11 protein-coding genes are annotated in these 13999 nt (G+C 42.3%); 9 read left to right on the top strand and 2 right to left on the bottom strand.

Annotated elements, in window-relative coordinates; translation table 11 throughout:
• The first annotated feature begins 107 nt into the window (after nucleotides 1-107).
• Complete coding sequence (locus DSM08_RS14595; protein ID WP_149526846.1) at nucleotides 108-650, top strand: hypothetical protein; 543 nt, start codon at nucleotides 108-110, stop codon at nucleotides 648-650.
• Here DSM08_RS14595 and tamL read toward each other — a convergent pair.
• Nucleotides 647-2950, bottom strand: a complete 2304-nt coding sequence (gene tamL / locus DSM08_RS14590; protein ID WP_246172279.1) for a translocation and assembly module lipoprotein TamL — start codon at nucleotides 2948-2950, stop codon at nucleotides 647-649. The genes DSM08_RS14595 and tamL overlap by 4 nt on opposite strands.
• A 52-nt stretch (nucleotides 2951-3002) precedes the next feature.
• Between tamL and DSM08_RS14585 the strand changes: the two genes are divergently transcribed.
• Genes DSM08_RS14585 through DSM08_RS14575 form a run of 3 tightly spaced genes read left to right on the top strand, consistent with a single transcriptional unit; the run spans nucleotide 3003 to nucleotide 6220 of the window.
• Nucleotides 3003-3758 carry a TrmH family RNA methyltransferase gene (locus DSM08_RS14585; protein ID WP_149526844.1) on the top strand — a complete coding sequence of 252 codons (756 nt, stop codon included), beginning with the start codon at nucleotides 3003-3005 and terminating at the stop codon, nucleotides 3756-3758.
• 5 nt (nucleotides 3759-3763) lie between these two features.
• A complete protein-coding gene (locus DSM08_RS14580) occupies nucleotides 3764-4948 on the top strand; it encodes an MFS transporter (RefSeq protein WP_149526843.1) in 1185 nt (394 codons plus the stop codon).
• Nucleotides 4949-4957: 9 nt separating this feature from the next.
• Nucleotides 4958-6220 carry an AI-2E family transporter gene (locus DSM08_RS14575; RefSeq protein ID WP_149526842.1) on the top strand — a complete coding sequence of 421 codons (1263 nt, stop codon included), beginning with the start codon at nucleotides 4958-4960 and terminating at the stop codon, nucleotides 6218-6220.
• A gap of 16 nt (nucleotides 6221-6236) precedes the next feature.
• On the opposite strand, the gene DSM08_RS14570 is transcribed toward DSM08_RS14575, so the two are convergent.
• Nucleotides 6237-7145, bottom strand: a complete 909-nt coding sequence (locus tag DSM08_RS14570; protein WP_149526841.1) for a LysR family transcriptional regulator — start codon at nucleotides 7143-7145, stop codon at nucleotides 6237-6239.
• Between the two features lie 74 nt (nucleotides 7146-7219).
• On the opposite strand from DSM08_RS14570, the gene hutH reads away from it, so the two are divergent.
• The 5 genes from hutH to DSM08_RS14545 are packed head-to-tail and all read left to right on the top strand — an operon-like array spanning nucleotide 7220 to nucleotide 13960.
• Entirely contained in the window at nucleotides 7220-8788 is a 1569-nt protein-coding gene (gene hutH, locus DSM08_RS14565; protein WP_149526840.1) for a histidine ammonia-lyase, read from the top strand.
• A 2-nt stretch (nucleotides 8789-8790) separates the two neighbouring features.
• Entirely contained in the window at nucleotides 8791-10044 is a 1254-nt protein-coding gene (gene hutI, locus DSM08_RS14560) for an imidazolonepropionase (protein ID WP_149526839.1), read from the top strand.
• A 2-nt stretch (nucleotides 10045-10046) separates the two neighbouring features.
• Nucleotides 10047-12059 carry a urocanate hydratase gene (locus DSM08_RS14555; protein WP_149526838.1) on the top strand — a complete coding sequence of 671 codons (2013 nt, stop codon included), beginning with the start codon at nucleotides 10047-10049 and terminating at the stop codon, nucleotides 12057-12059.
• A 3-nt stretch (nucleotides 12060-12062) separates the two neighbouring features.
• The gene (gene hutG / locus DSM08_RS14550; protein ID WP_149526837.1) at nucleotides 12063-13034 is read left to right on the top strand and encodes a formimidoylglutamase; all 972 of its coding nucleotides are present in this window, start codon (nucleotides 12063-12065) and stop codon (nucleotides 13032-13034) included.
• 47 nt (nucleotides 13035-13081) lie between these two features.
• Nucleotides 13082-13960 (top strand): pirin family protein, encoded by an 879-nt coding sequence (locus tag DSM08_RS14545; protein ID WP_149526836.1) that lies wholly within the window; start codon nucleotides 13082-13084, stop codon nucleotides 13958-13960.
• The last annotated feature ends 39 nt before the right edge of the window (nucleotides 13961-13999 follow it).

Here is a 13999-nt window from a genome sequence, read left to right as displayed (position 1 = left end):
TACTTTGGTTAAAATAAAGCACAAAGATAAGAAGACCTAGGTAATTAATGAAGTCGAAATTGCGGCATGACATTTTTAGAATCCTAGCAATTTTGTATCATTGCATCATGAAAAAGCTGTTCGCTCTATTGTTGTTTATTAGCTTAACCCAATTGCTATGGCAAAATGTGTGGGCTCAGCAATCTAATATCGTAGATTTTGATGTAAAAGAAAATCTATCCCAAAACGGAAAACTCGCAATTATTGCTGTGGATAGCTTGGATAAGACTAATAACAATATACAGGGAAGCTATAAATTCACGATAAACGGCTTCCAACAAGATCTTCAATTCAATGACGGCGTAGCAGTAACGGCAAACCCGATAGAATCATCTACTTTTGTGTTTTTTAAGCACAATAGTCCTGCAAAGGAAATCGGAAAATTGTATTTTTTGCGAGTTACAGAAAAGGGTATCAGTCCTTTTAAGATTTCAGGGTTCTTGCTTATCGCACTTCCGCTACTTATCTTATTTATTGCATACAAGTTTAAGCGCTTCCTAATTACGCTTTTGATTCTTGCGGCGATCTACATGTATCTTAATTACAGTAAAGGTTTAGACGTGAAACAACTGATTGAGAGTAGTATTATGGGGCTTAAAGATTTGATTTAGAACGGCATTCCAACCCCGAAGTTATATTGCAAAAAGTTATAACGGTCGGGCTTATGGGCATCATAATAGACCTGTTTGAATTCACTTGCATTAAATAGTCTTCGGATTACCCACTGCTCCTTTCCCTTAAATTGGGGGTCCTTGACTTTCAAGCCGGCATCTAAACGAATGATAAAGTAATCCATATCTACCCGTAGACCAAAACCCGTCCCTATGGCTATTTGGGATAAGAACTTGTTGAATTTAAATTCGCCATCCAGGTTAATCGTGTTTTCTCTGAGGTTCCAGATGTTACCGGCATCAACGAACGTGGCTCCATTTAACTTGGCGCCAAAGAAATTGTTCAATAACCTGAATCGATACTCTGCATTGCTTTCGATTTTAATCTCGCCCAATTGGTCTAGATTTCTTAAGTTAACCCTCAGTTCTTCACGTACCACTTCTCGATTATAGCCTCCAGGGCCTAAAGTTCTTGCCTGCCATGCTCGTATTCCATTCATACCCCCGGCAAAGAAACTCTTTTCAAAAATCATTAATCTGGAATTATTACCATAAGGAACTGCGACTCCAGAATTGAATCGAAAAACGAACTGTTTATTTCCTCCAAGAAATTTATAGCATCGGTAGTCAACTTCACCCTTAATGTATTGTAGGAATGGGACCCCGAAAATTAGTTTTTCGCCACTTTCGTTCTGTTTGAAATTGACAACATTTCCAAGCAATCCCAGTAAGTTCCCTGAGATATCCACACCACCACGGAAATAATTGAAGGTCTCTTTGCGTGTCAATTTCGGAGAATTGAAAGTATAGGCGTATTGTGCCCCTAATCCGAAATATTGTCGGTGATTACTTTCTACATATAATTGATAGCCCTCTTCCAGTAATTGCTGTCTAAAAGCATCATTCAGTCGCCCATCTCTATACTCAATTACCACCGGCGTCAAACTGTGTAAGCTATTGCTTGATTGATACCACATGTAATTCAAACTGTTTATCCAGTATCGATTCGCGTAAGTTTGATCTTGGAAGAAGAGTTGTAGGCTCGAAGAGAATGTCGTTCGTGGAATTCCGTATCGTCCGACACTACGAACGCCAAATGGAGTTAATAGCCGCGGAAAAGAAAGGTTGACACCAAATTGTAGATCGTTGTTGAATATTTTATCCGTCAGATTGCCCGGCAACCGCGTATCGAAGAGCACCCCATAGCGCAGTTTCACCTCAATGGTTTCCGACCCGCCGAATACGTTGCGGTGGGAGAACGTATTCCCAATATTAAAACCGCTCATCCCCGAAGAGAATGTAAATTCACCTTCAATCTGATTGCTCATTGCGGAGCGAGGAATTAAGTTATAATAGACATCTAATTTCGAAGAGTCTTTTTTCTCATAATTGATCTTTACCGATCTGAATCCGTTAGTCTCATATAAACGATCATAGGAGAGTTCTTCGTTATCGCTATTGTAGATTTGTCCGCTGCGAAGATAGGCGTATCGAGCAAGCGGCCTTAATTTGAAACGTTCTGTTTCATCAGTGAAATTAATTTGGGTTAGCGTGTCGAATTCGGCGGCCTCGTTGCGCTTTAACCCCTCTTCGGGAGCTTCAATACGAAAATGAACTTCATCAATCGTGTAAATCTGATGTTTCGTTGAATCCGAAGGATCACTGATTTGCAATTTTATATCGGTGCTGAATGATTTGCTTAATGTGTCAAGTCCGACGCGCATATATTGTCGTAGATAGTCGTAATAACCATTCTCTCGCATTTGCGTATACATGTTTTCGCGTTCAGCATAGAAATCTGCAGCATCGTATTGCTTCCCCCTCTGAATGCTCGATTTCGGCACGACTTTGCTCTCATATAATTCACGGACCTTCGGGTCATTTACAGTTCGGGTAATATCATTGACCAAATAGGGAGTACCTAAGACTGCATTAAAATCAATATGTGCTTTTTTCTTGTTGATCGTTATGGAAGGCGTTACGGAAGCATTGAAATAACCTTTTGTCTGCAGATAACGTTGAATCTGGTTAGCAGAAAGTTCAACCATAGCGGAGTCGAGGATGCGCGGTGCTTCACCGACATTCTTTATCTTTTCAGTTTTATAACGTCCGTCTCTGGTATTGAACAGGTTATAAATCGTGAGATAGAGCGGAGAATTTGGTCTGATTTCATTGGCGACATACATTTGCGTATTTTCTTTCAGCTCCGGAGTAACGCCGTTTATATCGATATCAGTGACCAAGGCTTGTTGATCTTCCAAGTACTTTGCCGAACGACAGGAAGCAAAAAATAGCAACAAAAATGTTATACTTGCAAAAAATAAAATACTTCGTTTTTTAGTCATTCACCCTATGTTGTCAAAAGCACAAATCAGTCTAATCGCATCATTACAGCATAAAAAATTCCGAAATCAACAGCAGATGTTTGTTGTAGAAGGAATAAAATCAGTCTTAGAGTTTGTACACTCTAATTACAAGATACAAAAAATCTATGCTACAGCAGATGCTCTTGCAAAATTGGGTAAAATCCCTCAAAATATAAAACTCGAAGAGCTGAATGAGACCGAATTAGGTAAGATTAGTCAGTTGAAGAATCCCCAGGGCGCTTTAGCATTAGTTCAATTGCCAAATGATGCTGAACTGGATGCAAAAGCCTTGGAAACTAAACATAGCCTTGTGTTAGACGATGTGCAAGATCCAGGAAATCTAGGTACGATAATTCGTACAGCAGAATGGTTCGGTATTGAGCATATCATCTGTTCCATCGGAACGGTAGATTGTTATAACCCAAAAGTAGTACAAGCGACGATGGGCTCCCTGTCCCGTGTTAAAATCTATTATATTGATATTGAACAATTCCTTCAAGAATCATCGCTTCCTGTATTCGGCGCTTTGCTTGATGGCGAATCGATCTATGAAACGAACTTTTCTGATGCAGGATTGATTCTTATGGGAAATGAGGGTAATGGTATTCGCAAAAGCTTGTTAAGCCGAATCGACCATGCCGTTACAATACCTCGAATCGGTAAAGCAGAATCCTTAAATGTAGCGATCGCGACAACACTTTTTTGTTCAGAAGTCGCTAGGCAAGGACTTTTGAAACGATAATAAAAATGGAAGTCCCCGAAGATCAAAAATTATATACCCTCCAATTTGGCTTGCTTTGCTTAAGCTCCCTGCTGTTTTCAGCGAGCTTTAATATGATCATTCCTGAGCTACCAGACTATTTATCATCATTGGGAGGCGCGGAGCATAAAGGCCTTATCATTTCACTGTTTACACTGACTGCTGGGATTTCACGACCCTTTTCGGGACGATTAACCGACAAATGGGGACGAGTGCCCGTAATGGCAATCGGCTCAATTGTCTGTGTTTTATGTGGGTTCTTTTATCCGATTTTAACAAGTATATCCGGCTTTTTTCTCTTACGATTAGTCCACGGATTTTCTACAGGTTTTAAACCGACAGCGACCTCTGCCTATATTGCAGACATAATCCCCTCCACCCGTTGGGGCGAAGCCCTTGGGATGCATGGATTATGCTTTAGTATAGGAGGTGCGATCGGACCGGCAATCGGGTCTTACATCGCGATGGATTACGGTTTAAATAGCATGTTTTATGCATCTTCGGCTTTTGCATTCTTTTCGATCATCATCGTTATGAATATGAAAGAAACATTGAATACACGACAGCGCTTTTCCCCTAAGATGCTCAAGATATCCAGAAGCGATATTATCGAGGTCCGTGTAATTCCCGCGGCAATCGTGACTATGTTGTCATATACCGCATATGGAGTAATACTTACCTTGATTCCCGATTGGAGCGATCATCTCGGCATCGCGAATAAGGGGATGTTCTTTCTGGCTTATACGCTAGCGTCCATTGCTATTCGATTTGTGTCAGGAAAGGTTGCTGATCGATACGGAAGAATAGCCGTGATGAAAGTGGGTTTAGTCATTATCACGATTTCTATTTTTTACATAGGTTATAGCGATAACATCTTAAATTTAGTTATCGGGGCATGTTTATATGGTATAGGTACAGGAATCTTTTCACCAGCAGTAAATGCTTGGACAATTGATCTTTCCCTTCCACAATATCGGGGTAAGGCTATGGCTACCATGTACATCGCGCTTGAGGCCGGAATCGGAGCTGGCGCATTATTTGCAGGTTACATTTTCCATGATCATATAACGCGAATTCCTTATATCATGTATGCTGATGCCATCATCGTTTTCTTGGCCTTCGCGTATGTGCTTTACTGGGACAAAAAACGTAAAAACACATTCATTTACTAATAAAACTTTATGGAAAACAGCTCGCCGAAGAGACCTTATTCGTTTGAACTTGCAGCCTCATTATTTGCCACTGTCCTGATTATAGGACTGATGTATGTGACACAAGGGGTGCTATTGCCTTTGCTTTTTGCGATATTATTAGCGATTTCTCTTTTTCCGCTTGCTCGATTTTTCGAGAGACTACGTTTAGGAAAGGCTTTCTCTTCGATACTAGCGGTTATTGTCGCGATAGCGATCATCTCCGGGCTAATTTGGTTCATCGTGCATGAAAGTATTATTATCGGAAAAGATGCTAGCGCAATTACAGATAAAGTTTTGTCTGTTTTAGAGCGCGGGCAAGAGTGGATCGAGAAGCAGTTTGGAATTCAACGCTCTGAAGTAATGGAGCAACTGCGTGACCAAGGAAATAAGGCATTGGAAAATGCGGGAGGTATGGTTACTGGCATGTTTGGTTCTATCGGTAATATGCTGGCAAGCGCTATTCTAGTGCCATTATACGTGTTTTTTCTATTGTACTATAGAGATTTCTTCCGTGAATTTTTCTTCAAAGCATTCCGTAAATCACCTCAACACAAGGTAAATGAGGTCTTGAATAAAATATACGAGGTTGTGCAAAGCTATCTTGTAGGCTTGGTTACAGTAATGGGGATTGTCGCGGTGCTGAATACAGGCGGCTTGATGCTTATGGGAATCGACTATGCTTGGTTTTTCGGGTCGCTAGCCTCACTTTTAATGCTCCTGCCTTATATCGGAATTGCTATAGGATCTATACTTCCGGCATTGTTTGCTCTTGCAGTAAAAGATAATGCATGGTATGCCGTAGGCGTGGTTGCTTGGTTTCAGGTCGTTCAATTCTTAGAAGGTAACATCATCACCCCGAATATCGTTGGAAGTAAGGTTAGTATTAATCCCCTCATGGCGATTATCGGTATCTTACTTGGAGGTATGTTATTCGGGCTAGCAGGTTTAATCCTCGCTTTACCATTTATAGCAACTTTGAAAGTAATCTTCGATGCTTCACCAGGCATGTCGGCAGTTGGATTTTTAATTGGGGAGCCCGAGAAGATGCACCTCAAACGGAACTCAACGCAAGAATTGCTGATGAAATGGGGTATCGTGCGGCTTCCAAAAAACAAGAAGAAAGTTGAAATGGACGTGCAGGTGAAAACCGACGAAAAAACAAATGAGCCGAAAACGGAGATTTCCTATAAAGAAGTAAACGAATCTGAAGAGTTACCATTAGATAAAGACGATCAGACCGAAGAAAAATAACGGTTTTCCCACCTTCTTATTTCTTGAGATTTCTTTTCTCAATGTTTTTAACGATGTTTAACAGCAGATCAATCCCAGGATTTCTGCTGTTGTCATTCCAAAGCAGCGAGAGTGTCGTTCGTTGTGGGATATGCTGTAATTCAAGGAAATCGACGTGCGTATGGTAGCCTTTTTTTAAGGATGAAGGAACGATTGCAACGCCTAAACCCTGGGAGACTAAATTAAAGATACTTAATGCATTTACCGTTTTCAAAGCAACGTGAGGCTGAAATCCCTGGTCTTGGAAAATGCTCATCACAAGTTCGTAATAGGAATTACTATATTCTTTAGAAAAAAGGATAAAAGATTCATCTTTGAAATCCTGCAGATTCACTTTCTTCGATTTCCCTAAAGGATGCGTTTTAGGTACGACAAGCGCGAAATGATCCGTCAAAATCGGGATAGAGCGCAGACCGATAGGAGTATCCTTTATTCTTACAAATCCGAAATCTAGTTCATTTCTTAAAAGCATGTCTAACTGTGCTTCATTAGTGAGTTCATTTAGGGTAATATCAATGAGTGGCTGCTGCTGTTTGAGCTCGACTAACAGCTGTGGTAAAATTGCTTGGACGGCAGAACCGATGAAACCCAATTTTAGAGACGTTAGCTTCCCTTCGGCGATTTTCTCAATCTGCGTTTTAATAATTCCCATCTGGTTAAATAGCAGATCGACTTCCGTCTTGAGATATTCACCAGCGACAGTTAATGCGACGTTTCTTTTATCCCGTATAAATAGTGGCGCCCGATAATATTCTTCCAATTGTTTTATCTGTCTCGATAGTCCCGGCTGAGCAATATATAAGCGCTCCGCCGCTCGACGAAAGTGGAGCTCTTCAGCGAGTACCTTGAAATATTGCAGATGTCTTAGCTCTATTTGATAATTCATAGTTATCAGTCGATGATAAAATTGATATTACTAATTATCAAATATAGGGGCTAAATTTGGATATAAAGCATTTTATGATGAAATCATTTAATTACGGACAAGATATATTGAGCAGTGCTATTGCTGTTTCAATTGCAAAAGGTGAAACGAAAGGCATTTTAACCGAAGAAGTTACGACTGGCATAAACCGGAGTGCACAATATGTGCAGGAAATTGTTGATGCCGGAAAGGTAGTTTATGGTATCAATACGGGTTTTGGCCCCCTTTGCACGAGTTTAATCGGTGCGAATGATACGAAGAAGCTTCAGGAAAATATCCTTAAAAGCCATGCGGTAGGCGTAGGCGAGCCAATCGACGCCGAATTAAGTAAGCTGATGTTGATATTAAAAGTTCAAGCCTTGGCGAAAGGCTATTCGGGCGTTCAATTAACAACAGTCGAACGAATTATTTGGCATATTGAAAACGATGTCATACCGGTTGTTCCTAAGCAGGGTTCTGTTGGTGCATCAGGCGATTTAGCGCCACTCTCACACCTGTTTTTACCATTAATTGGACTTGGTAAGGTTTGGTATCAGGGAAAAATAAGTGCGACGCAGGATGTCTTAGATCAATATGGAATGGAGGCGATTCACTTAGGTGCTAAAGAGGGATTAGCATTAATCAATGGTACGCAGTTTATGGCGGCTCATGGCGTTAAGGCTGTAGTAGAAATGAAACGATTAATGGACAATGCCGACTTAATTGCCACCCTGATGATCGAAGGGTTAAATGGATCGATCAAACCTTTCTTTAGCGAATTACATCAGTTAAGACCATATAAGGGCAATGTATTTGTTGCTTCAACGATATTCAACTTATTAAAGGGCTCTGAGGTATTGGAGTCACATAAAAACTGTTCTCGTGTGCAAGACCCGTATTCGCTGCGTTGTATTCCGCAGGTGCATGGGGCTTCAAGGAACGCTTGGTTGCATTTTAAAGAAATCATTGAAACAGAAATCAACTCGGTGACTGACAATCCAATTATTATCAATAGTGAATTGACAATCTCAGGGGGTTCGTTCCATGGGCAGCCGATCGCTCTTCCCTTAGATTATGCAACTCTCGCGGTTTCCGAACTAGGGAATATATCTGATAGAAGGGTTTACTTATCCCTTGAAGGCGAAACCAACGGGGTTCCTAAATTACTCATGAAATCTACGGGTCTAAACTCCGGATTTATGATTCTTCAATATAGTACGGCAGCAATTGCAAGCGAAAATAAAGGACTTTGCTTCCCGGCAAGTGCGGATAGCATTCCTACTTCCTTAGGGCAAGAAGACCATGTAAGCATGGGGTCGATCTCCGGAAGGAAATTGCTGCAAGTATTGGATAACGTGGACAAGATTTTAAGTATAGAACTACTTTGTGCTGCACAGGCCAAGGATTACCATCAACCTTTGAAATCAACTGCTGTTATCGAAGCGATACATCAGCATATCAGGGAGTCAATTCCACATATTGAAGAGGATCAACCGATGACGGATCTCCTTGATGCGGCGCTGGAGCTTGTTAAATCAGGCGCACTTGTTGAGGTAGCGAATAAGGTTGCTAGTCAACATGGAGTTGAATATTTAGGAACAGGTGCTTCATATTTTGAATGTTAAACATGGAAAAGCAAGGTATATTAATTGGGCCCTTTAAGCAGTTGGTCAGTATGGCTGAACTTCCGTTAAAAGGCGCGCTGAAGGATTCGCAACTAGAAGTGATTCCGGGAGCAGGTATTTGGATAGAAGGCGAGTTGATTAAGGAAGTTTCTGATTATGATACGCTCAAACACAAGTTAAGAAACGATGTGGAGCTTATCGAATTGGATGGAGACTTTGTTGCGCTTCCAGGTTATATCGACTGCCACACGCATATTGCTTTCGGCGGCAACAGGGCCAATGATTTTGCGATGCGCAATGCTGGAAGTTCATATCTAGAAATCGCAGAAGCGGGCGGAGGTATATGGAGTACGGTGAAACATACGCGTGCATGCTCTCAAGAGGAGTTAAAACAGCTGACGATAGAGCGTGCGAATTACCTGCTTGCTCAGGGGATTACAACTGTTGAAGTGAAGAGCGGATATGGTTTAACTGTTGAAGAAGAGTTAAAAACGCTGCGCGCCATTGCCGATGCCGATCATGAAACAAAGGCTGATTTGTTGAGCACATGTTTAGCGGCTCATATGTTGCCAAAAGACTTCGAAGGAAGTGCCGAGGAATATCTCCAGATGATCGCCAAAGTATTATTCCCCATTCTTAAAGATGAGCACTTGACAACACGTGTAGATGCCTTTGTTGAAAGAAGTGCATTTTCCGCGGAGCAGGCTAAGCCATATTATGAACAAGCAAAAGCTTTAGGTTTTGACCTTACGGTTCATGCTGATCAGTTTACGACTTCAGGCTCCAAGTTGGCTGTAGAGCTGTCCGCGGTTTCAGCAGATCATTTAGAAGCTTCAACAGAAGAAGAAATTCGACTGTTGGCCGAATCCGATGTGGTCGCAGTTGCCCTGCCGGCAGCTTCCTTAGGTATAGGCTGTGCATTTACACCCGCTAGACGTCTTTTAGATGCGGGAGCATCTTTAGCCATAGCAACGGATTGGAACCCCGGATCTGCGCCGATGGGCAAACTAATCAGCAGTGCTAGTATATTAGCGAGTATGGAGAAACTGAGCAATGCTGAGGTGTTTGCCGCTATCACCTTCCGTGCTGCTCAAGCCTTAAACTTAAGTGATAGAGGGCGACTGGTAGCAGGTTTGCTCGCTGATTTCAATATCTATCAGACGGATAATTATCAAAATATAACCTATCTGCAAGGGCGCCTTGAACCATATGCTGTCTGGAAGAGAGGTCAATTAGCAAGCTCAAACAATGATTAATTATGGAAAACTTAAATTTTAAAGAAGTCTTGCTCGAGGGAATTCCGGCAGAATTGCCTCAAGCAGCGATATACGATCAGACAGTAAGCCACGCCCCAAAGCGTAAAGCCATATTGACGAAGGAAGAGGAAAAGCTAGCTATCCGTAATGCCCTGCGCTATTTTCCAAAAGAATGGCATAAGGTCTTAGCTCCTGAATTTTTAGAGGAATTACACACATACGGGCGTATTTATATGTATAGATTTCGTCCGTCATACGCCATGTATGCTCGCCCAATTGAGGAATATCCAGCAAATTCTATTCATGCGGCATCAATTATGTTGATGATTCAGAATAATCTGGATCCCGCTGTTGCACAGCATCCGCATGAGCTCATTACCTATGGAGGAAATGGTGCAGTTTTTCAGAATTGGGCGCAATATCTGCTCACGATGAAGTTTCTGGCAACGATGAATGACGATCAAACCCTGCATATGTATAGTGGCCATCCGATGGGCTTATTCCCCTCGTCCAGCTTTGCACCCCGCGTGGTGGTCAGCAATGGTATGATGATTCCGAACTATTCCAAGCCGGATGATTGGGAAAGGTACAATGCCTTAGGTGTCACCCAATACGGTCAAATGACGGCGGGTTCTTATATGTATATCGGCCCGCAAGGTATTGTTCATGGTACCACAATCACAGTAATGAATGCCTTTAGAAAGCAACTCTCAAACACCGAAACTGCGGCAGGAAAAGTGTTTTTGACCTCCGGTTTGGGAGGAATGAGCGGCGCGCAGCCAAAGGCTGGAAACATTGCTGGTTGTATTACCGTTTGTGCCGAGGTGAACCCTGCTGCTGCTCGTAAGCGTCATGAGCAAGGATGGGTAGACCTGCTCATTGAGGATATGGACGAATTGATTGCTCGTGTTAAAGCCGCAATAACGAATAAAGAAATCGTGTCAATAGCCTATTTAGGAAATATTGTTGACGTGTGGGAGCAATTCGATTTCGCCAATCTTCCGATTACCGTAGGATCGGATCAAACATCATTACATAATCCATGGTCCGGGGGATACTATCCGGTCGGGGTCAGTTTCGAAGAAGCGAATCACATGATCGCGAATGCGCCTGAAGTTTTTAAAGAAAAAGTACAAGCGTCTTTGAGAAGGCATGCCGCAGCAATAAATAAGCATGTTGCTAAAGGAACCTATTTTTTCGATTATGGTAATGCTTTCCTGCTTGAGTGCTCTCGTGCGAAAGCTGACGTCATGGCGGAGGACAATATAAATTTCCGGTATCCATCCTATGTTCAGGATATATTAGGGCCGATGTGTTTCGACTACGGATTTGGTCCATTCCGCTGGGTCTGCACCTCTGGGAAGGAGAGTGATCTTGAACTGACCGATAACTTGGCCTTACAAGTATTAGAACATTTAAAGAAGGAGGCTTCTGAAGAGATTTCTCAACAGATGGATGATAATATTAAGTGGATTAGAGATGCGAAGCAGAATAAGCTCGTCGTGGGATCACAAGCTCGCATTTTATATGCCGACGCTTTGGGCCGCACGAAAATTGCGATAGCATTTAATGATGCCGTGCGCGATGGCCGATTATCCGCTCCGGTTGTTCTCGGTCGAGATCATCACGATGTCTCAGGAACGGATTCACCGTATCGCGAAACCAGCAATATATACGATGGTTCCCGCTATACCGCAGACATGGCTATACATAATGTTATTGGCGATAGCTTCCGCGGAGCTACCTGGGTATCCATTCATAATGGAGGTGGAGTAGGATGGGGAGAGGTGATCAATGGCGGTTTTGGTATGCTGCTGGACGGCTCCGCCCAAAGCGAGGCGAAACTCCGACAAATGTTGTTCTTCGATGTTAATAATGGTATTGCACGACGTGCTTGGGCCAGAAACAAAGAAGCAAAAAGCGCTTTGGAAACGGAGTTGGCAAGAACAGCAAACTTTAAAGTAACAGAATCTGTTATGGTAGATGATCAACTTATTGATCAATTATTCAATTAATATATGGCGATACTTGATAATGCATATTATCAGCCTGGCGATCAGCAGAACTGGCAGGGAAGAATTGATGGCACAGAGCAAGCATTCCTACGTTGGCATCAGGTCGTTGATGCAATTGATTTATCTAAACAGCAATCCTTGGATGGCGCCTTTGTCATATTGGGGTTTTGCTGCGAGGAAGGAGTAAGGAGAAATCAAGGCCGAATTGGCGCAAAAGAAGGCCCAGCGGCCTTCCGAAAGGTCTTGGCTGGACTACCGGTCCATTTTTCGAATACGACGCGTCTCATCGATGCAGGAGATGTTATTTGCGCTAATGAAAAATTGGAAGAAGCACAAGGCTGTCTGCATGCTGCAGTGAATAAAATCATTTCTATGGGCGGATTTCCAGTGCTGCTTGGCGGTGGCCATGAAATCACCTACCCACATTATCTAGGTCTCCAAACAGCGACAAAACAATCTGTGGGCATCATCAACATTGATGCACACTTGGATATCCGTCCATTAATTGCGGGTAAAGGCAATTCCGGAACTGGATTCTATCAAATTGCACAGCACGTTGAAAAAGAAAATCTTCCCTTTCATTATTTAGCGATCGGAATTCAGGAAATATCCAATACAAAGGCCCTGTTCGACTATGCCGATGCCAAGGGGGTGGAAATCATACAAGCAAAGGATATCTATACCGAGAGGCTAGGAGAGATCATTGATCAGATTATAGATTTTGGAAAGAAGGTGGATCAAGTTTATTTGACGATAGACTTAGATGCATTCGCTGCATCTTATGCTCCGGGAGTTTCTGCTTTGGCATTCAACGGCATTGTACCGGACCACAATTTCCATTTGCTATTCGAAACAATCATTCAACTTTCTAATCTTGTTTCCATCGATATTGCTGAGCTGAATCCGCTCTTTGATATTGACAATAGGACGACCAAGCTTGGTGCCGATTTGCTATTCAAGCTGTTGCAGAAGTAGACAGAATTTGGGTATCTTTATACTTAAATCACATTATAGGAGGAAGCATGTCAAATATTGATTTCATCAGAGAAGAAACAGCAGCAGATATAGGTAATTTTTTAGTGGGAAGGTTATTGCCATTCCGTCAGAAACGTTCTATTGGTCCGTTTGTATTTATCGACCATATGGGACCAGCGTGTCTTGCCGATCATGAAAATTTGGATGTTGGTCTACACCCTCATATCGGATTATCGACGCTGACCTATCTGTTTGAGGGATCCATCTTTCATCGTGATAGCTTGGGCACCGCCATGGAAATAAAACCGGGAGCTGTCAATTGGATGACCGCTGGAAAAGGAGTTGTCCATTCTGAGCGTACGCCAGAATATCTACGACAAAAAGATAAGTTCTTGCATGGCCTACAAATATGGGTGGCTTTGCCCAAAGAATTAGAGTTTCAGGAGCCCGAATTCCACCATGTAGAAGCCGACGCTATCCCTGCATGGGAAGCAGATGGAGTGTCTTATAAGCTGATCGCCGGTGAGGCTTTTGGAAAAAAATCACCGGTACCTGTCCATAGCAAACTCTATATGATAGAGATCAAAACAACGAAGGATGCATTAATTGATATTCGTGGAGAATTGTATGGTGAGAGCGGTTTGTACATTCTCGAAGGAGAAATCGAAAGCAATGGCTATACCTACGGTCCGAAACAGATTCTGATCACCTTAGACGCGCACTTATGCTCGTTTGAGATGAAGGCAGGAACAACGGTTTATATCTTTGGTGGAGAACCCTTCCCAGAAGAACGATTTATCTATTGGAACTTTGTTGCCACGAGTAAAGAAATAATTGAGGAGGCGAAACAGAAATGGATAAACCATGAGTTTCCTAAAGTCCCCGGCGACGATGGCTATGTACCATTGCCGGCAGCAAGAAAATAGTAAGCAAAAAAGGGATAATCGACAGACTATCCCTTTTTT

It is taken from the genome of Sphingobacterium hotanense (genome assembly GCF_008274825.1).
GTDB lineage: Bacteria > Bacteroidota > Bacteroidia > Sphingobacteriales > Sphingobacteriaceae > Sphingobacterium > Sphingobacterium hotanense.
Note: the sequence above shows the minus strand (reverse complement) of the source record. Positions and strands in the feature narration are given on the sequence as shown.

Excerpts from the sequence above, each read along its gene's own strand:
- DSM08_RS14595 (WP_149526846.1), top strand. The coding sequence starts at position 108 with ATGAAAAAGCTGTTCGCTCTATTGTTGTTTATTAGCTTAACCCAATTG.
- DSM08_RS14585 (WP_149526844.1), top strand. The coding sequence starts at position 3,003 with ATGTTGTCAAAAGCACAAATCAGTCTAATCGCATCATTACAGCATAAA.
- DSM08_RS14580 (WP_149526843.1), top strand. The coding sequence starts at position 3,764 with ATGGAAGTCCCCGAAGATCAAAAATTATATACCCTCCAATTTGGCTTG.
- DSM08_RS14575 (WP_149526842.1), top strand. The coding sequence starts at position 4,958 with ATGGAAAACAGCTCGCCGAAGAGACCTTATTCGTTTGAACTTGCAGCC.
- DSM08_RS14570 (WP_149526841.1), bottom strand. The coding sequence starts at position 7,145 with ATGAATTATCAAATAGAGCTAAGACATCTGCAATATTTCAAGGTACTC.
- hutH (WP_149526840.1), top strand. The coding sequence starts at position 7,220 with ATGATGAAATCATTTAATTACGGACAAGATATATTGAGCAGTGCTATT.
- hutI (WP_149526839.1), top strand. The coding sequence starts at position 8,791 with ATGGAAAAGCAAGGTATATTAATTGGGCCCTTTAAGCAGTTGGTCAGT.
- DSM08_RS14555 (WP_149526838.1), top strand. The coding sequence starts at position 10,047 with ATGGAAAACTTAAATTTTAAAGAAGTCTTGCTCGAGGGAATTCCGGCA.
- hutG (WP_149526837.1), top strand. The coding sequence starts at position 12,063 with ATGGCGATACTTGATAATGCATATTATCAGCCTGGCGATCAGCAGAAC.
- DSM08_RS14545 (WP_149526836.1), top strand. The coding sequence starts at position 13,082 with ATGTCAAATATTGATTTCATCAGAGAAGAAACAGCAGCAGATATAGGT.